This is a genomic window from Spirosoma arboris (genome assembly GCF_009754945.1).
GTDB lineage: Bacteria > Bacteroidota > Bacteroidia > Cytophagales > Spirosomataceae > Spirosoma > Spirosoma arboris.
Genome location: NZ_WPIN01000006.1, coordinates 272,849 through 297,761, shown reverse-complemented (window position 1 = coordinate 297,761; position 24,913 = coordinate 272,849). Strand labels below are relative to the sequence as shown.

At 46.4% G+C, this 24,913-nt stretch carries 13 protein-coding genes and 1 pseudogene; 7 read left to right on the top strand and 7 right to left on the bottom strand.

The window, feature by feature from the left end; genetic code table 11:
• Positions 1 to 165: 165 nt before the first annotated feature.
• Positions 166 to 1,038 carry a DUF4595 domain-containing protein gene (locus GO755_RS18270; protein ID WP_157586648.1) on the bottom strand — a complete coding sequence of 291 codons (873 nt, stop codon included), beginning with the start codon at positions 1,036 to 1,038 and terminating at the stop codon, positions 166 to 168.
• 356 nt (positions 1,039 to 1,394) lie between these two features.
• On the opposite strand from GO755_RS18270, the gene GO755_RS18265 reads away from it, so the two are divergent.
• On the top strand, positions 1,395 to 1,856 hold the full coding sequence (locus GO755_RS18265; protein WP_157586646.1) for a DUF3828 domain-containing protein: 462 nt from the start codon (positions 1,395 to 1,397) through the stop codon (positions 1,854 to 1,856).
• Positions 1,857 to 1,995: 139 nt separating this feature from the next.
• A complete protein-coding gene (locus GO755_RS18260) occupies positions 1,996 to 2,802 on the top strand; it encodes an RpnC/YadD family protein (protein WP_157586644.1) in 807 nt (268 codons plus the stop codon).
• Between the two features lie 45 nt (positions 2,803 to 2,847).
• Here the strand turns inward: GO755_RS18260 and GO755_RS18255 are convergent, their stop codons facing one another.
• The 4 genes from GO755_RS18255 to GO755_RS18240 all read right to left on the bottom strand — a co-directional run bounded on the left by GO755_RS18255 (position 2,848) and on the right by GO755_RS18240 (position 9,034).
• Positions 2,848 to 5,478, bottom strand: a complete 2,631-nt coding sequence (locus tag GO755_RS18255) for a DUF7133 domain-containing protein (protein ID WP_157586643.1) — start codon at positions 5,476 to 5,478, stop codon at positions 2,848 to 2,850.
• A gap of 172 nt (positions 5,479 to 5,650) precedes the next feature.
• Positions 5,651 to 6,928: a YeiH family protein gene (locus GO755_RS18250; protein WP_157586641.1), complete on the bottom strand. Its 1,278-nt coding sequence runs from the start codon at positions 6,926 to 6,928 to the stop codon at positions 5,651 to 5,653.
• Positions 6,929 to 7,159: 231 nt separating this feature from the next.
• Positions 7,160 to 8,629 carry a phytoene desaturase family protein gene (locus GO755_RS18245; protein WP_157586639.1) on the bottom strand — a complete coding sequence of 490 codons (1,470 nt, stop codon included), beginning with the start codon at positions 8,627 to 8,629 and terminating at the stop codon, positions 7,160 to 7,162.
• A gap of 129 nt (positions 8,630 to 8,758) precedes the next feature.
• A complete protein-coding gene (locus tag GO755_RS18240) occupies positions 8,759 to 9,034 on the bottom strand; it encodes a hypothetical protein (RefSeq protein WP_157586637.1) in 276 nt (91 codons plus the stop codon).
• Between the two features lie 439 nt (positions 9,035 to 9,473).
• Here GO755_RS18240 and GO755_RS18235 point away from each other — a divergent pair, with 439 nt between their 5' ends.
• The 5 genes from GO755_RS18235 (at position 9,474) to GO755_RS18215 (ending at position 18,632) form a co-directional block, all read left to right on the top strand.
• On the top strand, positions 9,474 to 9,902 hold the full coding sequence (locus tag GO755_RS18235) for an RrF2 family transcriptional regulator (protein WP_157586635.1): 429 nt from the start codon (positions 9,474 to 9,476) through the stop codon (positions 9,900 to 9,902).
• Positions 9,903 to 10,087: 185 nt separating this feature from the next.
• Entirely contained in the window at positions 10,088 to 10,426 is a 339-nt protein-coding gene (locus GO755_RS18230; RefSeq protein WP_157586633.1) for a PadR family transcriptional regulator, read from the top strand.
• Complete coding sequence (locus tag GO755_RS18225; RefSeq protein ID WP_198174863.1) at positions 10,423 to 13,110, top strand: ABC transporter permease; 2,688 nt, start codon at positions 10,423 to 10,425, stop codon at positions 13,108 to 13,110. Before GO755_RS18230 ends, GO755_RS18225 begins: the two co-directional genes overlap by 4 nt.
• A 22-nt stretch (positions 13,111 to 13,132) precedes the next feature.
• A complete protein-coding gene (locus GO755_RS18220) occupies positions 13,133 to 15,802 on the top strand; it encodes an ABC transporter permease (RefSeq protein WP_227686992.1) in 2,670 nt (889 codons plus the stop codon).
• A gap of 160 nt (positions 15,803 to 15,962) precedes the next feature.
• The gene (locus GO755_RS18215; RefSeq protein WP_227686991.1) at positions 15,963 to 18,632 is read left to right on the top strand and encodes an ABC transporter permease; all 2,670 of its coding nucleotides are present in this window, start codon (positions 15,963 to 15,965) and stop codon (positions 18,630 to 18,632) included.
• Between the two features lie 81 nt (positions 18,633 to 18,713).
• Here GO755_RS18215 and GO755_RS18210 read toward each other — a convergent pair.
• Positions 18,714 to 18,809: pseudogene (locus GO755_RS18210) on the bottom strand (DJ-1/PfpI family protein); the annotation flags it as partial.
• Positions 18,810 to 18,827: 18 nt separating this feature from the next.
• Entirely contained in the window at positions 18,828 to 24,701 is a 5,874-nt protein-coding gene (locus tag GO755_RS18205; RefSeq protein WP_157586631.1) for a TolB-like translocation protein, read from the bottom strand.
• Between the last annotated feature and the right edge of the window lie 212 nt (positions 24,702 to 24,913).

Genomic DNA, 24,913 nt, shown 5'->3' with positions numbered 1-24,913 from the left:
AATTAAAAAGGAAGGGTAATAAGGCCAGTATAACAAACTCATAGTCAGAACTTATTGATGCTATAAAAGTAAATAAATTCGCTACAGTTATAAGCCGGTCCCAACACAAAAAATGCCTGACGAATAGCCAGGCATTTTTACTCCGTTTCCGTTATCGGTTGACTATTACTGAAACCCAATGTTCGTCACCAGATAGTCGTAATTTTTTGTAGAAATCAGAGCAGCATTGAATACATTAAATGTTTTCTCTTCAGTTATGTAGCCATCTGCGTTGAGCGTATATGAATAATAATAGGACAACGGCGCCTGATTTCCGTAGAAGTTTTTCTCCGTAATAAGCTTCGCGAGGTGTTTACTGGATTTGCCAAAAATTCGCAGGTAGGGATCTGGCAGAAAAGTGCGCTCGGAATTAAGCAGGTTTCTGTCCGTCAGAATTGGGTCACCCGTGGGTTGATCGTAGGCAAATGTGATGTCTTTATACGGGTTACCATCAATTCCAGTCGAGCTTGCCTTCGTCAAATCACCATCGGCATTGAAGGTATACGTGGTTTTCTCGCCATTGTTTTGACTCGTCCGTGTTTTCAGCTGACCCAATGCATTGTATTGATAAACCCAGGGTTGCACAAGTTCAACCGTACCAAAACTGTAAAAGACGAAGGTCTTCTCTTTTGATTCAGTGCATCTACCCGTCGCATCCAGTTGGTAAGTCTCTTCCAATACCACCGTACGGCCCGAATAAGCTGTTGTTTTGATTGACTGAATACCATAAGCATAGGTAACGGACGTGTAAGGGTAGGAAATTGGACCTGGTCCGTAGGTTGCTTTTTGCAGTCGACCGTCAGCCATATACGTCAGGGTAACCTGACCGTGTTTAATCAAGGTGTATTTCTTGGGAACCCCAACCGGGATTAAGTCATTTACGGCTCCAGCTGAAGCAACGTCCGATTTATCGGGTGCGACCAGGCCATTTTCTTTACAGGAGGCTAAAGAGACAACCAAAACAACGGCGACCATTAGCTTTTTATATAGTGTGTTCATTAATACTTGTTGTTATAAGTTGATTAACGCTGCAAAGTTGGTAGCAAGGCAGGCGATACTCAAAGCCTAACTGACAGCAGGATACTTTGAGCACACAACAAGCAGAACTTCACCGACAACGAGTGAAATAGACCAACGAAATTTGATCTTCCACGAAACAACAAGCAGGTATAAATACGCCCATACGCGCTGGAAAGGCGTATTTATACTTGTTTGATTCGTTACCGTTAGATCAATGGGAGTTAAACGCATTTGGAAGTTTTGCCTCGAAAGGAGTCATTTGTTCCAGTACTATCCTGGCAGGTTATGCCAGATAAATCATTGTCTTTACAGCCTGCTTATCGTTTGCAAATACTATGAACCGACTAACCTTCCTAACACTGGCACTATTGATCACTCATTGTGTCATAGGCCAGATTTCACCACTTACACCAGATAAAGTAGTGGCCAATTTATACCAGCAACATGCAAAAAAAAGCCCCTTTTTCCAGACCAAAAACCGAGCTTTGCTGGACACCTATTTCACCAAAAAATTGGCGGATCTGATCTGGAAAGATGCTATTGGCTCACAGAAAGAAGTTGGGGCCATTGATGGTGATCCGCTCTATAATGCTCAGGATATGGAGATCAAAAAGTTTGCGATTCATCCAGCCAGGATTCAGGGTAGTAAAGCAACCGTAGACGCTACCTTTGAGAATTTTGGCAAGAAACAAGTCGTCACGTTCTTACTAATCCAAGAGCCTAAAGGCTGGAAGATCGAGAACATCAAGTATGACGATGGCTATTCACTGATGAAAATGCTCCAAACGGGAGGTTAATTAAGAATTGTATTTTTAGGTATTGTGTGAACAGAGAAATACTCTGGCTAAGAGAGTTGTAAGGCTAAGCAACTCATATATTATCTGGTCTCCAATCGCCACTTATAAACATTTTCTATATTTCAGGTAACTTTACCGCATGGGTAAACAGGCCAGCCAATACGACAAAATATTTAAGGAGAACATAGAGGCCGTCATTCCGAATTTGATGCAGAATATTCTCGGCATTACCGCCGTTACGTCAGAGGAATTACCTGACGATATTCAGCACACCAAGGAGCGAAAACCCGATGTATTAAAGAAAATCAGTGATAATCAAGGAAATATTTTTATACTCCATCTGGAATTCCAGTTGATTGATGAACCAGAGATGGTATACCGAATGGCTGACTATTATATCATGCTGGTACGAAAATACAAAATGCCTGTTCGCCAGTTTGTACTATTTCTCGGCTCAAGTATACCAAAAATGGAAGTTAAGCATGAAAGTGAGACGATGCATTATAAATTTTCACTTATTGCTTTTGCTCAACTTGATTATCATACGTTTCTTCAATCTAACCAACCCGAAGAAGTACTTTTAGCGGTGCTGGCTAATTTTAAGGGTGAAAGCCCTAAAACCGTTTTACAGCAAATCATACTACGCGTTGAAGAAACGACTACCGGAGATTTAGCGTTAAAAAGATACTTCAGTCAATTGCGCGTATTAGCACAGTTGCGTAATTTAGGAGAAACCCTTAGAGACCTTGCCATGGATAGCATTGCCAAGTTTGTAAATATAGAACAAGACGCGGCCTACATGATAGGCCAAGAAAAGACAGAGGAGCGCATTGTACGAAATTTACTTGCTAAAATGTCTTTGACAGTTGAACAAATCGCCGACATTGCGGGCGTTTCGGTTAAATTCGTTCAAGAGGTACAACAAAAACTTTCTATCCGAGAATAATCCGCAGTCTACCCCATCAGTCAACTCTTCTTCTAAGAATCTTCCTTATTTCTTTTGCTGAGACAGGAATGTAATGAGTGAGGCAAATTCTTCGTAAGACAATGCATTCGCCAGCCCATCGGGCATCATCGACGTTTCCATTTCCTTACGCGTCAGAATGTCGCTGGCTTTGATCGTGAATACTTCTCCCGTAATCGTACGCAAAACGACCTTACTGGCCGACTCTTCGGTGATGAAGCCCGTGTAACTCTTATTGCCTTTGGCTGTGATGAGTACAGTGGCAAAACCCTGCGAGATAGAGGCATTGGGTTTGAGAATCGACTCGGCAATCTGCTCCCGATTCATAATTGACCCAATCTGCCCCATAAACGGCCCTTTCATTGTTTCGCCTTTCGTGATACTGTGGCAGGCAATGCACCCCTGCTGGGTAAAGAGAGCTTTCCCTTTTATAGGGTCGCCGGGAAGTTTGGCCATCGCCAGCATAATATCTTCGATTGACGATTTACCAATTTGCCCTTTCTGGTTTCTGATTTTTTCCAGATCTACTTTGGGCTCTTCTTTAGTTGCAACAACTTCCTCAACGCCAAATTCAGGGATATCCATCCGATGGCGACTATTCAGATCAATGAAGAACTGTTTGCCGTTGGCATCGGCCTTGGCCCATTCCGACTTCAATAGTTTTTCGATGGCTGGCGACGATTCCCAAACGATACCTTTATAGTACGGACCATGTGTATCGGGACGAGTGCCCCACCACCACGAACCATCGTAGCTGGCCTCTTTTTTATACAAACGTGCCAGCGTAACCAGAATCTGCTTTTTCAACGCTTCGTCGTTAGTACGCTGATAGGCAGCAAGTAGTCCATCCACCGCTTTCGGATCGTGCATATAGCGTAACGCCCAGAGCGCGAGGGTAGAATTACTAGTCCCGATGGCACTCACGCAGGCATCTACAGCATTTAGACTTACTAACGTCCGAACAGCTATATGTGCCGGAACAAGGGCAGCATTGGGCGTTGCATGTGGGCCTTCTGTACCTTTGGCAGGTGCGACAAAAGAGGCAGGAACGGCAACCTGCAACAACGCAGGAGCCGCTTCTATCTTGCCCAATCGTCCCAAACCAATCATGGCAGCAAGCCGGACCCGTTCAGAAGGGTCTTTAAGCCCCTGCATAAACGGATCGATGGGGACATTACTCAGACGTGATTTTCGATCGCTTAGAGCTCGTAAGGCATATTCTCTGAATTCAGGCTCTGCTGTCAGCTTAACTAAATTAGGCGTTCCCGCTTCGCCCGCTGCTTGTGTATACGTATACATCGCAGCGATTCGGGCGTAGAGTGGTAGGCTTTTGTCAGCAACTAATTTCCATGCGGCTTTGGTCACTTTTTCGACAGGACGGGTAAGCAATTCCTGCTGAGCATACAACCGGGCTACAGCACTACCCGATTGCAGATACTTGCCGAGCTCTTTTATAGAGGCTTTTTTGAGGGAAGGAAACGCTTTATAGGTCCAGTCAGTAGGAACAGCCCGCATCACGAACCCTTTAGCTGGACTACCCGAATAGCCTGCACCATCCCATGCCGCCAGATACATCCGGCCCGATGCATCTACATCCACGTCCGTGATTTGTGGAAGCTTAATAAATTCCTCTTCTTTTTGAGTATAGCTGGGTCCATCCGGCGTAACGCGGTGAATATACAATTGGCTCCGTCCCCAGTCGGCCATCATGGGCACGTGGTTGTATTTATCTGGCCAGGTAGGGTCATCCATAAACAACGAACCCGTACCCGAGCCTCCACCCACATCGACCAGAGCGGGGATAATTTCATCCGTAAACTGCTTAAATAAAACTGGATACCCATATTCACCCGACTGAATCTGGTGGCTGAAACGGATATTCCACCCGCCCCCATCGTTGGTATTGTCCCGCGTGAAAATATTCATGTACGGATCAATGGCGACATCGTAGATATTGCGCATGCCGTGCGAGTAAATCTCCATTTCAGTACCATCGGGCCGCACCCGAACGATTCCACCGCCCAGCATTGTCAATTTTTTCCCACTACGGTCAGTGGCATCATGGAAACCAAAATCACCAACGGCAATGTAGATCCAGCCGTCGATGCCCATTCGAATTCCGTTGGTTGCATGATCGGTTCCCCGGCTCTGTAGAAAGTTCGGATTGCTTAGATTCTGAATGAGTGGTTTCGATGGACCATCGGCAACACCATCCTGATTAGCATCGTCAAATACAACCAGGTCCATGTTACTGGCTTTCCCAGTTTCTGCCGAGAAGGTCGTATGCAGAACAAAGACCTGATCCCGAAGGGCAATAATGCCGCGTGGATTGTCGACCATGGCAAATTTGGTATGCTGATCGACTTTGCCATCATTATCCTGGTCAACAAGTTTGATGATGTATCCTTTACCAGGAGTTTTGCCCAGCGATCCAATCATATCGACACCTACAAAGACTTCGCCAGTTGGGGCAACAGCCAGACAGGCAGGGCTTGGCGTCAGGTCGGGGCCTGCAAAAGTAGTTAGTCGAATATCAGCAGGTCCGTCTACCGGTAAACTGAGCTGCCTGACACGCTGCGGTTCCGTATTTCCTAATTTTTCAACAAAACCAATCAGTGCCAGCAAGACATAAACCAAACCCAATGAAATTCGAAGCATTAGTACTATTCGTTAGATGTTTTCCTGAGATTTTGCGCTGATAGACGGCTCGCCGGGTGATACTGATGTACCCACGCAATCTCATTTTGCAAGAAAGCAGCTTTTATTAATAATTTAATCATTTATTTCAGGTATGATCTGGTCATCAGTACGAAGTTACTGAACGCTAAACCTACCGAAACAGGAAATAAGCGATCACTAAAGTAATGACTACGTTGAACGTCTGCGCGATCAGGAAGGCGTACATAGGCCGACGATTATCAGCGTTGAACAGGTCGGAGAAGCGAGTTTCAAGGCCAATACTTGTAAACGCCAACGCGAACCACAGGCCCTGCAAACTTTTTAAACTGCCCTTTACGGTATCGACTGTAGCTGGACTTACCACAAACGAGAATAGCAAGGAAGCAGCCAAAAAGCCCAGAACAAACTTTGGAAAGCGCTCCCAAATAACGCCCAGAGTTGGTTTGCTGGTCTGAGCAACTTCTGTCTGATTTTTGGTATACGTCCAATAGATGCTGATTGCAAAAGCGGCTACCCCCAGCAAGACATTCTGCGAAAACTTAACGATCGTACTGATTTTCAGCGCTTCTTCACCAGCCAGTGTTCCGGCTGCCACAACGGCCCCACTGGTATCAATCGTACCACCCAGCCAGGCACCGGTTACAGCGGGTGAGAGCCCCATGGCATGGGCTGCATAAGGCATCACCAACATCATCGGAATAGCCGTAATGAGTACCAGCGAAATAACGTAAGAAAGCTTTTTGCTGTCGCCCTGAATAGCACCCGATGTCGCAATAGCCGCCGATACCCCACAAATAGATACCGCCGATGCCAGCATCATAGTTAGTTCATCGTCTACTTTCAGGCGCTTGCTGACCCAGAAAGCAAAGTACCAAACCGAAATGACCACAGCCAGTGCCTGAATCAATCCCAATGATCCAGCTTTAAGAATATCCCCAAAAATGACGGATGTCCCCAGCAGGATCAGCCCGATTTTGACAAATAATTCCGTAGATAGAGAAGACCGTAACCAATCGGGAAGCCGAAAGAGATTCCCCACCGCCAGCCCAATACCGAGGCTAAAAATCACGGCTTCGAGGTTAAGATCTTTGAGCGTTTTATTTCCCGCCAGGATCAGCGCCAGCAAGGTCAGTCCGAAAACAACTGGAAAGCCCAACAAGGTTGCCCGAACCGATTTCCCCGCAATTAAGCCTGTACCAATCAGCGCGATTACGTAAGTAAATGCAAACTGTCCGGCAATAAGTAATCCGTTCTTTGCAGTAAAGACGTTGGAAAACAGACTACTTGCGTCGGTCCAGCCGAAGACAGGCGCAGGAATAATCAAGCCATTTAAGGAGAGGACAATGCTGAGCAAACCGAGCACGACAACTGTCCAGTCTTCGGTAAGTGAAAATTTAGTTTTGGGATTGGCTAAGGCAACCGTTGACATACTACTATTGAGTTGAGGTAAGTAATTAAGCAAATTTAGACGTTGTAAGCCCTTTCTGAATAAAGTATTCACACGTAGAGTACTGATTCTATAAAATCTATTGGGCTTAATTCTACTTCATTGCCTAAGTAGTTTTGATCAGGACTTTCGCAAAAAGCCGTGCCACGGTTTATTTCAGCATCCTGATAAGAACCGTGGCACGGCTTTTTGCGAAAGTCCTTTTATTAAAGTTTATCCGTTAGCGAGTTCGATAGGCACGGGTTTTCCAAAGCCTTCCCGCAAGGCAACACGAGCCGCGTGATAACCACACATCCCATGAACGCCACCACCTGGCGGTGTTGCTGATGAACAAATAAAAATCCCTGGCTCCGATGTTTGATAGGGTGTTAATCCAATTGTCGGCCTCGTGTATAACTGCCTGATGTCGATGATACCGCCGTTGATATCGCCCCCCACATAATTTGGATTCCAGGCTTCTACTTGCGCCGTATTCATCGTATGACGGGCAAGAATCCGATCCCGGAAACCCGGAGCAAAGCGTTCAACCTGCTTTTCAATCGCATCGGTACGATCAAGTGTCGAGCCATTTGGCACGTGACAATAAGCCCAGGCCGTATGCTTGCCCGCCGGGGCACGGCTGGAATCGAACAGGCTCTGTTGAGCTAGCAAGACAAACGGTCTGTCGGGGTGTTGGCCGTTGCAGGTTCGCTGTTCGGCGTCGACAATTTCCTCGAGTGTACCACCAAGGTGAACGGTTCCAGCGCGGTGACACTCAGGAGCTGTAAAGGGAATAGGGCCATCCAGTGCCCAGTCGATCTTGAAAATACCCGGCCCGTACCGATAATGCTCCAGTTGTTTCCGGTAAATCTGATTCGCCAGCCCATTTGAAAATCGATCGCCAACAATGGACAGGAGTTGCTTTGGTGTAAGATCAAACAATACCACCCGCGATTTGGGTAGATCGCTGAGAGAATGAACTGTTCGATCAACCTCAATTTCGCCACCCAACGAGTTAAAATAAGAAGCTAGCGCATTAGCAATTGACTGCGACCCACCTTTGGGCATAGGCCAGCCACGCAGGTGACTCGCCGTCATGAGCACCAGGGCAATAGCGGCAGTAGTCAGATTTGTGAGTGGTTGAATGGCATGAGCTGCCATACCCGCCCATAATCCCCTTGCTTCGGTGGTTTGAAACCGATTCGCCACAACGGTTGCTGGAAGCAGCGCATCTAAGCCGAATTGGGCCATATCGAGCGGATGCTTAGGGAAGCGTAGCGGTCCTAGCACATCGGCAGCCATCGTGGGCCAATGTCGAACAACAGAATCGAAAAGTTTGTGGTAAGCTTGTTCATCGACGCCCAATGTCCGGGCTGTTTCGTCTACTGAGCCAACCAGAGTGGCTACCCGGCCACCATCGAAAGGGTGAGCGGCAGAGATGGGCGGATAAATAAACTCCAGTCCATGTTCCGCTAAAGGCAAACGTTGAAACAAAGGCGATCCAGCCGCTAGTGGATGAATTGCCGATCCGATATCGTGCACGAAACCAGGGAGCGTCAGTTCAGCCGAGCGCGTTCCACCGCCAATGGTGTGTTGGGCTTCCAGCACTACCACCGACAAACCAGCCCGTACCAGTACAATGGCTGCGCTCAGGCCATTCGGTCCGGAACCCACAACAACGGCATCGTATTCAAGCTTACTCATTGATTTATACCTTGTAAGCGATGTATTCTGGTGCGAATTAATCCGGCGTTCTGGTTTACTAGTGACAGAATACCCCACCAGAACTACTGCTTCCAGTACCAAAGATACCGAAATCGGCATCAATAGAGTCTAAATTACCGGGTCAGCCTGCACGCTTACCATCCCCCGAACTGAACGCAGCCGGTCGTGTATGGTCGTAAACCATTGCTGTTGCCGAACGCGAATAATCAGCCACCCACGAGCTTGCACACCATCTGCTTCAAAATCCAGTCGTGCAATCTGACAGGCATCATCCTGTGGGATGGCATTCGTAATGTCATTAACAAAGTTCAACCGGTCAAACCCAGCGACTCGATAGCTTATTTGGTGCCAATTAATGTTGACCGTGTTACTGGTGATATTCATAAGGTTTCGGTAATTAGCTAGTTTAAGGAAGAAGTGAAATCAGCAAATAAAGTGTGGGTTAAACCTAAATACATTAATCCTACATATTAAGTAGAATATAAACTACAATGCCTACGTTGAGTGATTAAAAATTCAAGATTCGAATGTGTTTGAGTGATTCAGTTCCGTAGGTACAACCTAAGTCTGTTAGCAGCTTTCCTAGCTTTTTAATCCAATAATAGGAACCTTTTGACTTAATCCTGTAGATTGATGGGCAAAGTTGAATAGCTATTTTTCTTTTTCCAAGTATTTTTCCAAAAATCTGATAAACAGCTATTTATCTATTAGTCTATGGAGATATAGCGTTATTAATCTACTACTCCTACAGAATAGCATTTATTCGATTTGCTCTTTAGTTTTACGCTGAAATTGAGCGACACAGTCCGAAATTATCCGAAAAATGATTTCAAAAAAAGCGAAGTACGCCATCAAAGCGGTGAAGGTATTAGCCGAACAATTTGGGAATGGCCCTGTGCTGATTACTACCATCTCGGCTCATGAAAACATTCCAAAAAAATTTCTGGAAAGCATCCTACTCGAACTACGGAATCATGGATTACTACAAAGCCAGAAAGGGAAAGGGGGTGGTTACAGCTTGAGACTGGAACCAGAACGAATCAATTTGGCTCAGGTAATCCGGATAATCGACGGGCCAATTGCCCCAACACCTTGTGTGTCGCTAAATTTCTATGTCCGTTGCGACGATTGTGACGATGAGGAAACCTGTGAAATCCGGCCCATTATGATTCGTGTACGCGATGCAAATCTGGCAGTTTATGAAAAGACAACCCTCCGCTCACTAATTGAAGGCGCTGTTCTCGCCATATAACCTCACCCCAACCCCTGTCCTGAATCGTACAGGATATGTCCGTTAATGGACAACTCGGCGGGCTTATATTCCATCAAAAAGCCTTATTACAAAGCCTAAATGGTGTTTTTGTGAGTTGGCAATTGATTTGCTATACAAATGAGTAGTATATAGTTATAGGCCAGAAACTGCTACTCGGATTAGCCATGAAAGGCACTCAATTCGGTGAATTTGAAGAGATCGTCCTGCTGACAATCGCACTACTTTACGATGATGCTTATAGTGCAGCCGTCGTGGAAGAACTCAGTCAGCGGTTGGAACGGCCCATGAGTTTAGGTGCTGTTCACCGCACCATGCAACGACTCGAAGAAAAAGGACTGGTACATTCTCGATTCGGGGAGTCTACCGCCGAACGAGGAGGACGACGCAAACGCCTGTTCACAGTAACTGTTTCTGGCGAACAGGTTTTGCAGGAAGCTCGTAAAATTCGCAATGACTTGTGGGCCGATATTCCCAAAGCAGCTTTTGGAGGAAGTGTAGCATGAACTCTAAGCAAACACCTCCCAACGGCACACCGCCCCAATGGGCTCGGCGCTTACTGGAGCGAATTGCAGCTCCCCATCTACGCGAAGAGCTCACAGGCGATCTGGATGAATTATTTCACAAACGAGGTCAGCGACATGGCTATGCCAAAGCCCGGCGTATGTATGTCTGGGATATAGTCCTGTTGTTACACCCCAGACTGTGGCGACGCGAATCGGCACCCAAATTCAAACCTCGTTATACAAAATATAGTGACGTTTCTAAGCCCTTTTTCCTCAATCCTACTATGATCCGTAATTATTTAACAATCGCCTTTCGAAATCTGGTCAAAAATAAATCGTATTCGGCCATCAACATCGGTGGGCTGGCCGTAGGCATGGCTGTGGCCATGCTGATTGGCATTTGGATAAACGATGAAGTATCGGCCAACAAGCACCATAAAAACTACGAAAATCTCTACCAGGTCAAAATGAGTCAAACCTTTGATGGTGTTAGAGGTACGCAGGACGCGTTACCGTTTCCAACGGGTGACGAACTAAGATCCAAATACCCGGACTTTAAGGCGGTAGCCATGTACGACCGGGGAGAGGGCAATCGATCGTTGATTGTTGGGGCTCAGAAATTCATTAAACAGGGGCTTTTCATTGGCGAAGATGCCATTGATATGTTTTCGTTGACTATCCTGAATGGGAATAAAAATCCATTAAAGGAGCCATATTCGATTGTACTGACCGATGAAACAGCCCATGCCCTTTTCGGAGATCAGGACCCGATTGGTAAACTCCTCAAAATGGATAATAAGGTCGATTTAAAAGTGACGGCCGTGGTTGCCAAACAGCCCCAAAACGCTACGCTTCAATTTGATTATCTGCTTCCCTGGCAACTACAGGAGAACATGTATGAGTGGGTAGGAAAATACATGAAAATGAATTGGAAAAATAACGGCTGGGGCGTTTATGTACAGCTTAAAGACGGCGTAGATCCAGCACAAACCAATGTCAAAATCAAAGATGTGATCTTAAGCCACTCATCCTATGACGTCAATACCAGACGTGTAAAGCCCGAATTATTCCTGCATCCTATGTCAAAATGGAGACTCTATTCGGAATTTACCGAGGGGAAAAACACAGGCGGTTTTATCAAATATGTACGTCTGTTTGGCATTTTCGGCTTATTTATTCTAGTCATTGCCTGCATCAATTTCATGAACCTCTCAACGGCCCGTTCCGAAAAACGAGCCAAAGAAGTGGGGGTTCGGAAAGCCGTTGGCTCGGGTCGTGAACAACTGGTTGGGCAGTTTTTGAGTGAGTCAACCCTGATTGCCTGCATGGCTCTGGTGCTAGCACTAGTTATCGTGTTAATTTCAATGCCTTATTTCAATACGCTTACCGCGAAAACGATGTCCATTGAATTTGGGAATCCCGTTTTCTGGGGCGTTATGATCATTTTCACCGTATTTACTGGCTTACTGGCCGGCAGTTATCCGGCCCTTTATTTGTCTTCGTTCAACCCTGTCAAAATTCTCAAAGGGGGCGTTCATGTGGGTAAAAGTGCGTCGTTACCCCGTAAAATTCTGGTCGTCATTCAATTCACGTTTTCCACTGTGCTGATGATTAGTACCATCATTATTTATCAGCAGATTCAGCACGGCAAAAACCGGCCAATTGGGTTTACGAACAAGGGGCTCATTTCCATAAACTCCTCTAACGATCTAGTTGACCATTTTGAAGCCCTTCGAGCTGAATTATTGGCTACAGGAGCGGTATCGTCTATTTGCAAGTCCAATTCACCACCGACCCAGTGGTGGAGTTCCAATAGTGGCTGGTCGTGGAAAGGATCGACACCGGAAGATCAGGCGTCTATTTTCACGACCATTGCGACCAATTATGATTATATCAAAACAATGGGTATTAAGCTCAAGGAAGGCAGGGATTTTTCGCGGGACTTTACGACCGACTCGTCAGGTGTTATTTTAAATGAAGCGGCTGTCAAACGTATGGGGTTGAAACACCCCGTCGGCGAGCTGCTACGATGGGCGGGGAAAGATCGGACAGTCGTTGGGGTAATCCCCGACATAGTTGTGGAATGGTCGCCCTACCGCGCCGTTGCGCCAATGACCATTCTTTTTGAAAAGGATAAGAGTTGGGTAGGTTTCCTTTGCGTACGAATCAATCCGGCCGTAGCACCTTCGATAGCTATCAACAAAATCGCCCCGATTTTTGATAAATACAATCCGGGATTTCCGTTCGATTATAAGTTTGCCGATACGGAGTACAACAAGAAATTCCACTACGAAGAACTCATCGGCAATCTTTCGGCTGTTGTTTGCCTGCTGGCCATATTTATTTCGTGCCTGGGCCTATTTGGTTTGGCTTCCTTTATAGCGGAGCAACGCACCAAAGAAATTGGCGTTCGGAAAGTACTGGGTGCCAGTGTAGCCAATGTCTGGCAGCTACTATCGAAAGACTTCGTTCTGTTAGTCATTATTTCCTGTTTGATCGCTTCGCCCATTGCCTGGTATGCCATGAATCAATGGCTGGAAAGCTATACCTACAAAATCAATATTGGGGCTGGTGTATTTTTAATCGTGCTGGTTATCGCCTTGGCAATCACCTTACTAACGGTTAGCTATCAAGCGATCAAAGCTGGTTTACTGAATCCCGTGAAGAGCCTGCGAAGCGAATAAACTGGGCTGACAATCTACTGCTATGAATCAGAAGCAATCATCCTACCCGCCCCGTTGGGCGAAACGCCTGCTGGAACGAATCACGGCTCCGCATCTGCGAGAGGAGATTCAGGGCGATATGGATGAGTTGTTCCATAAACGGGGACAGCGCAGTGGCTATGCTAAAGCCCGACTGATGTATGTGGTGGATCTGCTTTTATTGCTGCATCCCCGGCTCTGGCGACGGGAACCCACGCCTACTTTCAAGCCTCGTTATACAAAATACAGTGACGTCTCTAAATCCTTTCTTCATCCTACTATGATCCGTTCGTATTTAACAATCGCCTTTCGGAATCTGATCAAAAACAAATCGTATTCCGCTATTAACATCGGTGGGCTGGCTGTAGGTATGGCCGTAGCCATGCTGATAGGCATTTGGATAAATGATGAATTATCGGCCAATAAGCACCACAAAAACTACGAAACCCTTTACCAGGTCGAGGTGAACCAAACCTTCGATGGGCGTAGAGGAACGCAGGATGCAATACCCTTTCCGCTTGGCGACGAATTAAAAACCAAATACCCGGACTTTAAAGCAACAGCCATGTGCGATTGGAGTGGTCAACGTTCGTTAGTCGTGGGCAATCAGAAATTCCTGAAAGATGGACATTACATTGGTCAGGATGCCATTGATATGTTTTCGCTACAGGTATTAGATGGGGATAAAAATCCACTGAAAGAACCGTATTCCATTGTATTGACGGACGAAACAGCCCAAGCACTTTTTGGCCAGAAAGATCCTATTGGCAAAACCGTGCGAATAGATAATACGGTCGATTTAAAAGTGACGGCTGTGGTAGCCAAACAACCCAAAAATGCGACCCTTCAATTTGATTATTTAATTCCGTGGCATTTACAGGCGGCACGTCAACCTGATTATATAAAAAGGGCAGAAACCAACTGGATAAGCAATGATTATCAGGTATTTGCCCAGCTCAAGGATGGCGTATCCCTCGAAAAAACCAATGCCAAAATCAAAGACGTCATATTAAACCATCTGTTAAATGATGAGCTCACCCAAAAGAGTACAAAACCCGAAGTTTTCCTGCACCCCATGTCGAAATGGCGGCTCTATTCGGAGTTTACCGAAGGGAAAAATACGGGTGGTTTTATTAAATACGTTCGGCTATTTGGCATTTTTGGTTTGTTCATTTTAGTAATTGCCTGCATCAATTTTATGAACCTCTCAACGGCCCGTTCCGAGAAGCGGGCCAAAGAAGTGGGGGTTCGAAAAGCCGTTGGCTCGGGTCGCGAACAACTCATTGGGCAGTTTTTGAGCGAATCACTGTTAATTACCTTTATGGCTTTAGTGTTGGCCCTGGGGGCGGTATTGATGGTGCTACCTTATTTCAATACGCTTACTGAAAAACAACTGGCGCTCCAGATTGACAATCCAATTTTCTGGGGTATCATGGTCATTTTCACCCTATTCACGGGTCTATTAGCAGGCAGTTATCCGGCGCTTTACCTATCGTCATTCAACCCTGTCAGGATTCTCAAAGGGGGCGTTCATGTGGGTAAAAGTGCGTCGTTACCCCGGCAAATCCTGGTCGTTATTCAATTTACCTTTTCCATTGTGCTGATGATTGGTACGATTATCATTTATCAGCAGATACAACATGGAAAAAATCGACCGATTGGGTTTACCAAACAAGGACTCATTTCTGTCAATGCGTCCAAAGATTTAGTGGATCATTTCGAAGCCCTTCAGGCCGAATTGCTGGGCTCAGGCATGGTATCGTCTATTTGTACAACCAATTCGCCACCGGCTCAAGTTTGGGCCACCAATAACGGATGGGAGTGGAAGGGCTCTACGCCCAACGATAAATCTGTAGGATTCAAAACGATTGCAACGAGTTATGACTACACCAAAACTATGGGGATTAAACTCATGGAGGGACGCGATTTTTCCCGAGACTTTGGGACTGATTCATTAGGGGGAGTACTATTGAATGAAGCGGCTGTTAAACGCATGGGATTGAAACACCCTGTTGGCGAACTCCTGAAATGGAATGGTAGCGACCGAAAAGTAGTTGGCGTCATACCCGATATGATGATGGAATCGCCCTACCAGGCCGTCTCGCCGTTGACCGTTATTTTTGACAAATATTGGGTGGGCTCTATTTGTGTACGCATCAATCCAAATGTGTCCTCATCGGCAGCGATCCAAAAAATCCAGCCGATTTTCGATAAGTACAACCCAGGTTTTCCGTTCGATTATAAGTTCTCGGATACTGAATACGCTAAAAAATTCAGCTACGAAGAACTCATTGGCAATCTGTCGGCTATCGTTTCTTTGCTGGCTATCTTCATTTCCTGTCTAGGTTTATTCGGTCTGGCATCGTTCATGGCTGAGCAACGTACGAAAGAAATTGGCATTCGTAAGGTGTTGGGTGCTAGCATCGCCAATGTGTGGGGACTCCTGTCTAAAGACTTCGTTCAGTTGGTCATTATTTCCTGTTTAGTGGCTTCACCCATTGCCTGGTACGTTATGAGCCAATGGCTGGAAAGCTATACGTACAAAATCAATATTGGGGCTGGCGTATTTTTAGTCGTGCTTATTGTGGCGTTGGCCATCACCCTATTAACGGTTAGCTATCAAGCGATTAAAGCTGGTTTACTGAATCCCGTGAAGAGCCTCAGAAGCGAATAAATTGGATTATGCGTATTACCCCCACCCCCTGAAGGGGGCTCTGCCCGACTATTCTCAACCTAAGCCTCCTTCAGGGGGTGGGGGGACGCAACGGTTATATCAAAACAATGTCAGTAACTAGTCGGCTATTCCAGAAGCCACTTTTGGAGGAAGTGGTAGTATGAATCAGAAACAATTTGTTCACCCGCCCCGTTGGGCCACGCGCCTGCTGGATGTGTTATGTGCCCCGCATCTTCGAGAAGAGATTCAGGGTGATATGGATGAGTTGTTCCATAAACGAGGGCAACGTAGTGGTTATGCTAAAGCCCGACTGCTCTATGTACTGGATTTACTTTTGCTGCTGCACCCCAGACTCTGGCGACGGGAACCCACGCCTACTTTCAGACCTCGTCATACAAAATATAGTGACGTTTCTAGATCCTCATTTCTTCATCCTACTATGATCCGTTCGTATTTAATAATCGCCTTTCGGAATCTGATCAAAAACAAATCGTATTCCGCTATTAACATTGGCGGATTGGCCGTAGGCATGGCTGTGGCCATGCTGATTGGGCTCTGGATAAATGATGAAGTCTCGGCCAATAAACATTATAAAAACTATGGAACCCTCTACCAGGTCAAAATGAATCAAACGTCTGATGGGCGTAGAGATACACAGGATGGAATACCGTATCCACTGGGCGACGAATTGAAAACCAAATATCCGGACTTTAAAGCAGTAGCCATGTGCGACTGGGGTGCCAACAATTCGTTGGTGGTTGGGGATCAGAAATTCCTGAAAGATGGACATTACATTGGTCAGGACGCCGTTGAGATGTTTTCATTACAGATACTGAATGGTGATAAAAATCCATTGAAAGAACCGTACTCCATTGTGCTCTCGGACGAAACTGCCCGAACGCTTTTTGGTTCGCAAGATCCCATTGGAAAAACCGTACGGATGAATAATACCTCGGACTTAAAAGTAACAGCCGTAGTTGCCAGGCAGCCCAAAAATGCGAGTTTGCAGTTTGATTATTTGGTTCCGTGGCACTTGGCGGCTAAGCTTCAGCCCGATTATATCAAACAGCATGAAACCAACTGGGGTGATAACTCTTTTCGCGTATTTGCACAACTTCAGGACGGTGTAACTCTTGAGAAAGTCAATGCTAAAATAAAAGATGTGGTATTAAGTCATCTTTTAAATGACGAGGTTACTCAAAAGAGTACAAAGCCCGAAGTATTTATTTATCCCATGGCAAAATGGCGGCTCTACTCCGAATTTACGGAGGGAAAAAATACGGGAGGTTTTATCAAGTATGTGCGCCTATTTGGCATTTTTGGTTTGTTTATTTTAGTGATTGCCTGCATCAATTTTATGAACCTCTCAACGGCCCGTTCTGAAAAGCGAGCCAAAGAAGTGGGCGTTCGAAAAGCCGTTGGCTCGGGTCGCGAACAACTCATTGGGCAGTTTTTGAGCGAATCACTATTAATTACCTTTATGGCTTTAGTGTTGGCCCTGGGGGTGGTGTTTATGGTGCTACCTTACTTTAATACGCTTACTGAAAAGCAACTGGCGCTCCAAGTTGACAAGCCAGTTTTCTGGGGCATCATGGTCATTTTCACCCTATTCACGGGCCTACTGGCAGGCAGTTATCCAGCTCTTTATTTATCGTCATTCAACCCTGTCAGGATTCTCAAAGGGGGTGTTCATGTGGGGAAAAGTGCGTCGTTACCCCGGCAAATCCTGGTCGTTATTCAATTTACCTTTTCCATTGTGCTGATGATTGGCACCATCATCATTTATCAGCAGATACAACACGGCAAAAATCGACCGATTGGCTTTAATAATAAAGGCCTCATTTCTGTCAATGCGTCCAAAGATTTAGTGGATCATTTCGAAGCCCTTCAGGCCGAATTGCTGGGCTCAGGCATGGTATCGTCTATTTGTACAACCAATTCGCCACCGGCTCAAGTTTGGGCCAGCAATAATGGCTGGGAATGGAAAGGCTCAACGCCCAACGATAAATCCGTAGACTTCAGAACGCTTGCAACGAGTTATGACTACACCAAAACAATAGGTATTAAACTCAAGGAGGGACGGGATTTTTCCCGAGACTTTAGTACCGATTCATCGGGCGTACTGTTGAATGAAGCGGCCGTTAAACGCATGGGATTGAAACACCCTGTTGGCGAAATCCTAAAATGGAATGGTAGTGACCGAAAAGTAGTTGGCGTTCTTCCCGATATGATGATGGAATCGCCCTACCAGGCAGTTTCCCCGTTGACCGTTATTTTCGACAAATATTGGGTAGGTTCTATTTGTGTGCGAATCAATCCAAACGTATCCTCTTCGGAAGCGGTCAACCGAATAACCCCGATTTTTGATAAATACAACCCAGGATTTCCGTTCGATTATAAGTTTGCTGATACGGAGTACAACAAAAAGTTTAATTATGAAGAGCTTATTGGCAACCTTTCAGCCATTGTTTCTTTGCTGGCCATATTCATTTCGTGCCTGGGTTTATTCGGTCTGGCATCCTTCATGGCGGAACAACGTACGAAAGAAATTGGCATTCGTAAAGTATTGGGTGCCAGCATCGCCAATGTGTGGGGATTACTCTCCAAAGACTTCGTTCAGTTGGTCATTATTTCCTGTTTAATCGCTTCGCCTATTGCCTGGTACGCCATGAGTCAATGGCTGGAAAGCTATACCTACAAAATCAACATTGGAGTTGGTGTATTTTTAGTCGTGCTGATTATGGCGTTGGCCATCACCTTATTAACGATCAGTTACCAGGCAATCAAAGCCGCCCTGCTGAACCCGGTGAAAAGCCTGAAAAGCGAATAAGCAACTAGTTTAATACATCGGCACGGAGGGAAAGATAATATCCCTGCGTGCCGATGTATTAAATCTATAAACTACTTAGTACTGATCCGTTACAACTTCTTCATCCACCCAATTCGCTCCGGCATTTTTCAGATCAGTTTGGATAGATGGATATGAGGTAAGTTTCCTACCATTAATTCTTTTCCTGCTGCAGCTTTATTTTGCCTTCCTGATCACCAGAGGCACACATATATGAGGTGGGCAAGCACAGGTGGTCTCTGCCAATTGCAGCGTTACATCTCTATAACAATTGGTTGTGTTATACACACGAATCGTATAGGTCTGAACGCCTGTCGGATTAGCCAACTTGTTCGCGATAATGCCATTGGCTGGAATCGCCTGCGCTGGCCCCGATAAGGAGGCAGCTTCAGTAAAGGTCGCTCCTGCCGAAAACTGATACGTATTACCAGCCGTAAATCCAGTCAGTACAAGTTGACCATTGCTTTGAGCGATGCTGCCTAAACAAGTAACAGGTAGAGCTCTCGCCTGGAAACTAGGTTTAATGCAGCAGTTTGAAGGCAGAACCGTCACTTGTTGTTCAGCATAACAGGCCGGATCAGCCGGATTAAAGACTCGAACTGTGTAGGTTTTGGGCAGTTCACTATCGTCCAGATTGGCAATAATCACTTGTGGACCACCACTGAGCAATGTGGCCGAGACAGGCACTTTGGTGCCCACAGAGAAATCAGTCCCCTCCACATACTGATACGTACTACCAGCCGCATAATTCGACAAAGTGACTCTACCCTTTACGGACACTCCCGTTCCGTTTGTGCTACAAACCGGCGATGTGGATGTTACAATAAAATTCGAATAAGCCGTAAATGAAACGCTAACGGGCTTAATCGTAGCGCAGAAACCATCAGCAGAAACCGACTTAATGTAATAAGTGGTTGGTAAAGAAACCGGGTTTGTAACCGGAATTGTAGCCGCAGCATTGGCATAATAGCTGACGCCGACACCTGTATTCCCGATGATGGCATTGGCCAGATCAAAGGTAGCCGTTCCATCAACAGTTTGGCAGGTGGTATTTAGACGTTTAACCGTCAATGTTGGGCTCACCGTCGTCACCTGAACGGTCATCTCATCTCCAAAACTGCAACCCGTATTGGCATCATAATAACTTAGCTTATAAACGGTTGTCGAGCTGGGACAAACAGTGGGTTGCGCTGAACTAAGGTTTGAAATTTGAGCTACTTTGGTGGCGTCATAGGGTATTGTGCTCCAACTATAGCTGAACCCAGCCAGAGCAGGGGTGCCAATCTCAACACAACTTCCGAGGCAAACGGCTTTATCGCCTCCAGCCAGTTTATACCGTTGTTTCCCAATTTTCACAGTACCCGAAGCCGTTGATGTACAGCCGCTTCCATAAGTCACTGTTGCGATATAGGTATAGGTTCCAGCAAGCGCCGATGTAATATCCAGCGTAGGCTGGCTAACCGATGTCGAACTCAAATAAGCTGTAGCACTGGCCGGACTGGCTGTCCAGATTACTGTACTCCCAGCAGGTGGGTTGTTGAGCGGTAAGGCTGTAGAAGCGCCATCACCCTCACAGAAGTTGAGGGTAGCAGGCAGACTCGCTACATAGGCAGCAGCCGGTACAGGTAACACAAATGTTTTCACACAGCCAGTTGCGTGGGTAGCCGTTAGGGTATACGAAGTCGGGGTCTCGGGGTAAACCTGTAAGGTAGATAGATCGCCTGCCGACGAGATTACCCCCGTAAATGGACTCCACGAATAACTCCAGCCGCCATCGGGCGAGTTGTTGACACCAATCGTTATCGGACCATTACACGGCGGCTCAATCGGATCGTTACCCAGATTGACGGTAGGTGTCGTAGCCGGGTTGACATTCACCATAGCGGTAGCTGAACAGGAACCTTGCCCGACAGTCACAGTATAAGGCCCCGTAGCCGACACACTGATTTGGGCCGTAGTTTCTCCGGTCGACCATAGATAGGTCAGGTTCGGATCAGGTACAGGTCCTATAGTTACCGAACCTCCGCCCCCATCGCATAAACTTCCTGGTGCATGAATGTTCACCGCAGGAGACGTAAAGGATATGTACTTGACCGTGTCGGCATATGAGCAGTTGGCGGCCGTATTCCCATTGGTCGCATTACGGATGAAGAGCACAGGGCTATCCGTATTTGGTAGAATCGTGACGGTAGATGTAGCACTACCAGGCGAACTAAAAGTAACTCCTGGTGTTGGTGAAGTCCAGGCATAGGTATAGCCAAGTTTTGCTTCGGAGCCAACGGTAAAACTACCCCCCGATGATAAGCAATAAGTGCCATCAGCGCCCGCATTATTCTCAACTGGCGTCACCAGAATTTTCACTGTATCCCGAACTGAACAGCCCGTAGCAGCATCCGTTACGTTTACGAAAAGCGTTTTATCGGTAGTTAACGGCACTGTAGTCGGATTAGCAATTGTCGAATCGGAAACCAGTGTTCCGGCTGACCAATGGTAGGTATAACCAGGAATGGCATTCTGTTCAAGTTGAACGGTTCCTCCTTTGCAAGCGGCTACTGGCGAGGTATAGTTTGTAACGGGCAGCGACGATTGGCCCGGAAACACCTTCACGAAAATCTTGCATGTATCCGTTGCGCCCGGCAATACGAGCGAAAGCGTATAGGTTACAGCAACTAACCCTGATGGGTTCGCGATAACTTTAGCTGGGTGAGGCACGCCCGCAACCAACGGAAGTCCGGTGCTGGGGTCCGACAACCCAGCGACTGGCGACCAGGTATAGGTTCCGTTACTAGCCGCAGTGATTGGCCCAATAGTATTCGTTGTTCCCCCACATTGACCCTCAGCACCACCTTGCTGATCTAGTTTACAGAAATCCGTTCCGCCAGGTCCGCACCCTATAATGTACCTGATTTCGGCAGTATCGGCTCGTGCACAGGCCGGGTTCGTCGCATTCTGACTAGTTCGAATGTATAAAATTGTATAGGGGCCATTTGCCAACCCGCCATTTGGGATGGCAGTACCAGTCATATGCATAGATACCTGCGAAGCGGTCGTACTATTCAGGAATGCAAGGGCTTGTGTTGGCGAGGGTACTCCCTGCGTAGCCGATACACTGGTAATAACCGCACGCCAACTGTAACTGATACCCGTTTCGGCAGGAGTACCAAAACTAGTCGTTGCCAAGAATCCAGATGTAGCGCAGAAGATATATGGCTCTTTCTGATTAAATACATTATTCGGGGTTTTATAGATTGTAATCTGCTGGGTTGCCGTCTGCACGCAACCCGATGTACCATTTGAAGCCTGTACTATAAACTGTAGTGTGTTAACGCCCTGAGGTGCATAGGTAGCAGTAAATAAAGGCCGTAGAGCAGTAGGCTCACTAATGCCCAGACCAGGCACCCATCCGTAACTAACACCCACCTGCTCGGTAAGTCCCTGACCTAATCGCGCCGTATCGCCCTGGCACAGCGTCAGACTGGGCAAAGCCGGCAGGGATGTTACGCTTTGGTTCGTCACCGTAACGGTATCGACCCGACAGCCATTAAAATTCAGGTAGAAGTCCTGCGATGCTCCATTGGCGGGCAGGATCGATAAGGTTGGATTGATGCCATTGGGGTTATCCAGCCCCGTTACTGGTGTCCAGTTAAACGTATTTGTCGGCACATTAGCATAGTTCGGTGGCAACGAAGCTGGTCCTAGTTTAACGGTTGAATTGCCACAGGTAAACACCGTTCGGGAAGGTAGTGATACGTTGAACTGTAACGTTTTCAGTGTGTTGTAACTAGTACATCCCCTGCTATCTGTTACGTTCAGAAGATAATTTCCCTCAGTGGTAATGCTCAGCGAAATAGGTGTTGCCGATGTTGCGACTGTTCCCGAAAGTAGGGCCGTTCCTCCGGTCAACGGAGCAAGTGTATAGGTATAGGTTCCCTGATCACCGTCTGCACCGGGCGTAATCGAAGCGGTTATAGCCAGTGCCGAGCCTTTGCAAAATCCATATGGTTTGTTTACCAAATTGGTCGAGTGGACTTTATTAGCCGAGATTATATATTCAATACTATTGCTGTAATTAACAGCATCACAACTACTAGTCGGAGTACAGGTTGCATCGAAAGGTGTTTGCCGAACAGCACGTCGAAAAAATATAGATCCCCCACTTGTTGACGTATTGGGTGTATAATCCTTTGACGTTGCACCGGCAATATCCGTCCAGGGGCCAGCCGCCGAACTACTGCTTTGCCACTGATAATAAAGGGAAGTAGGAGCAGGATTTGCATCTGCGGCTCCTCTGACAGCTGGCGTTTTGTAAGCAGGTTTAGATCCAACTATGGGAAATAAACCAGCGCCTTCACAGTAGCTGGTGATCGTTGCAGAAATCGTATTGGTGTTATCTGTATACTTTGCGTAATTGAACGCCGTCAGGTAAACGGTAGTCTCCTGCGGATTGGTGACCAGATTATAGCCCGTCAACGTTGTCGTTCCATCACTGGCCAAACCAGCTGGCGTAACTGGATAGTTGACACTGGAACCTGCTGTAGCCAGAATTGTGGCTCGACAACCAGTTAGCTCGACATCATAAGCACCCGTAGTGCGCCCGTTCTGCCCCGAATTTAGATAGGTGGCATACAGCACTTTATCTAAAGTACAGTCAACAATGAGGTAAATCGCATTATTAGCGCCAAATAGCGAATAGAGCGCACCCGGCGTCGGGCTAATACTAGACCCAGCATTGGCTTTACCACTGATGTGCACTCGCCCTTGCGCATCAAGCTCCATGTCCGATGCCTCTACACTTCCATTGCCCACGACTACACTCCGGATAACGGACGTTAGGCTCGGATTAAATTCTGTTAAGGTTAGCTGTCCGGCTGTCCAGGCCGTATAGGGCGATGAACCAACCTGTATAAATTCGGAAGGGGTAGTGATCACGCCCATCACCACAAGATTTCCATTGGGCCGTTTACGAATTCCCTGGATCTGAGTTCCGGGTAAAGCGGTCGACTGTAACAATTGTCCCGAAGCACCATAATGCGCGATATAGCCTACCTGATTAGTCAGCGAAACCCCTGAATAAGCCGCACCTGAGGTAATTGGTAAGATGGCGCCATTACCGTTCCGATAAGTTGCGTAAAAACTCCCATCGTTGTCGGGCATTATATCTGTAGCATATTGGATGGGTACAGAGGCACTTGTCGAATAATACGATGCGTAACGGAGGGTACCATCGGCATTGAAAATGGCCATATATGGATCATCGTTACCGCCTTTAGGAGCCGATTGATAAGCACTGGGCGTTGTAGGCAATGATCCCGATCCACTATTCTGTAACATCAGAATCATAGACCCATCGGGCGTAACAATCAAATTCTGAAAATAGGGAGTTTCATTCCAAAGCCGAACACGTACGTTAGACGAACCACCAACAGCGCCAAGATAAGAACCGTACGTAATGGTTTTTCCATCGGGAGATAACTTCATCAAGACGGCCAGATTACCACCCGCCGTATTGGGCCGACTCGTTTGAAAGCCATTTGACGTAATAAGTGCCGTAGCAGCCGACCCTCCATTGCTCACGCATAAAAGAACAAGTTCGCCCGTAGGAGAAAGTTGAAAAGCCAGAGGGGTAAAACTGCTATTTTCTCCATTAAAGATCCGCACCCATTCCAGCGTATTGCCATCTGGCGAATACTTCGATAGAACCGCATTATAGCCGTCGCCAGGGCCTGATAACGGAGGACCAAACTCTTTGATATCCGCTACAGAATAACCCGTAGCATTATTCCGACCTTCGGTCAATACATAAATAGAACCATCTGGACCGATCTTTTGTACAGCACCCTGATTTGACGATTTATTTGAAATAGCCGTACTCCATTGCAGCGATTGAGCCAGAGCTATACGACTAAGAAAAAATAGGCAGAAAATGCTTACCCATATAGATTTACTAGCTGTCTGAACTAACTGAATTTGTATAAACCGTAAGAAAGCGTCTTTGTGATTAGTTAGGGTAGGATAAGTCCGGTAATAAATTGAACCAGTAAAATTGATCATAGCGAATGATAGAGCTGTAAATACGCGAAATAGACGTAGGCGTTGTACTCGCGAGGGTGGGTACAAAGCCTATGCCAAATGGTCAGTTGGCCATATAATCGTATTACGATTCTAAGTCTCTATATCTATTGGGTTATCCTGGTTTCCAATCCGTATACTTAGTGTTTTAATTTTTCCCCTTTTTATAGATTAACAAATAATGTACCAACTTA

Excerpts from the sequence above, each read along its gene's own strand:
- GO755_RS18255 (WP_157586643.1), bottom strand. The coding sequence starts at position 5,478 with ATGCTTCGAATTTCATTGGGTTTGGTTTATGTCTTGCTGGCACTGATT.
- GO755_RS18245 (WP_157586639.1), bottom strand. The coding sequence starts at position 8,629 with ATGAGTAAGCTTGAATACGATGCCGTTGTTGTGGGTTCCGGACCGAAT.
- GO755_RS18250 (WP_157586641.1), bottom strand. The coding sequence starts at position 6,928 with ATGTCAACGGTTGCCTTAGCCAATCCCAAAACTAAATTTTCACTTACC.
- GO755_RS18240 (WP_157586637.1), bottom strand. The coding sequence starts at position 9,034 with ATGAATATCACCAGTAACACGGTCAACATTAATTGGCACCAAATAAGC.
- GO755_RS18230 (WP_157586633.1), top strand. The coding sequence starts at position 10,088 with ATGAAAGGCACTCAATTCGGTGAATTTGAAGAGATCGTCCTGCTGACA.
- GO755_RS18225 (WP_198174863.1), top strand. The coding sequence starts at position 10,423 with ATGAACTCTAAGCAAACACCTCCCAACGGCACACCGCCCCAATGGGCT.
- GO755_RS18215 (WP_227686991.1), top strand. The coding sequence starts at position 15,963 with ATGAATCAGAAACAATTTGTTCACCCGCCCCGTTGGGCCACGCGCCTG.
- GO755_RS18270 (WP_157586648.1), bottom strand. The coding sequence starts at position 1,038 with ATGAACACACTATATAAAAAGCTAATGGTCGCCGTTGTTTTGGTTGTC.
- GO755_RS18205 (WP_157586631.1), bottom strand. The coding sequence starts at position 24,701 with ATGATCAATTTTACTGGTTCAATTTATTACCGGACTTATCCTACCCTA.
- GO755_RS18235 (WP_157586635.1), top strand. The coding sequence starts at position 9,474 with ATGATTTCAAAAAAAGCGAAGTACGCCATCAAAGCGGTGAAGGTATTA.
- GO755_RS18220 (WP_227686992.1), top strand. The coding sequence starts at position 13,133 with ATGAATCAGAAGCAATCATCCTACCCGCCCCGTTGGGCGAAACGCCTG.
- GO755_RS18260 (WP_157586644.1), top strand. The coding sequence starts at position 1,996 with ATGGGTAAACAGGCCAGCCAATACGACAAAATATTTAAGGAGAACATA.
- GO755_RS18265 (WP_157586646.1), top strand. The coding sequence starts at position 1,395 with ATGAACCGACTAACCTTCCTAACACTGGCACTATTGATCACTCATTGT.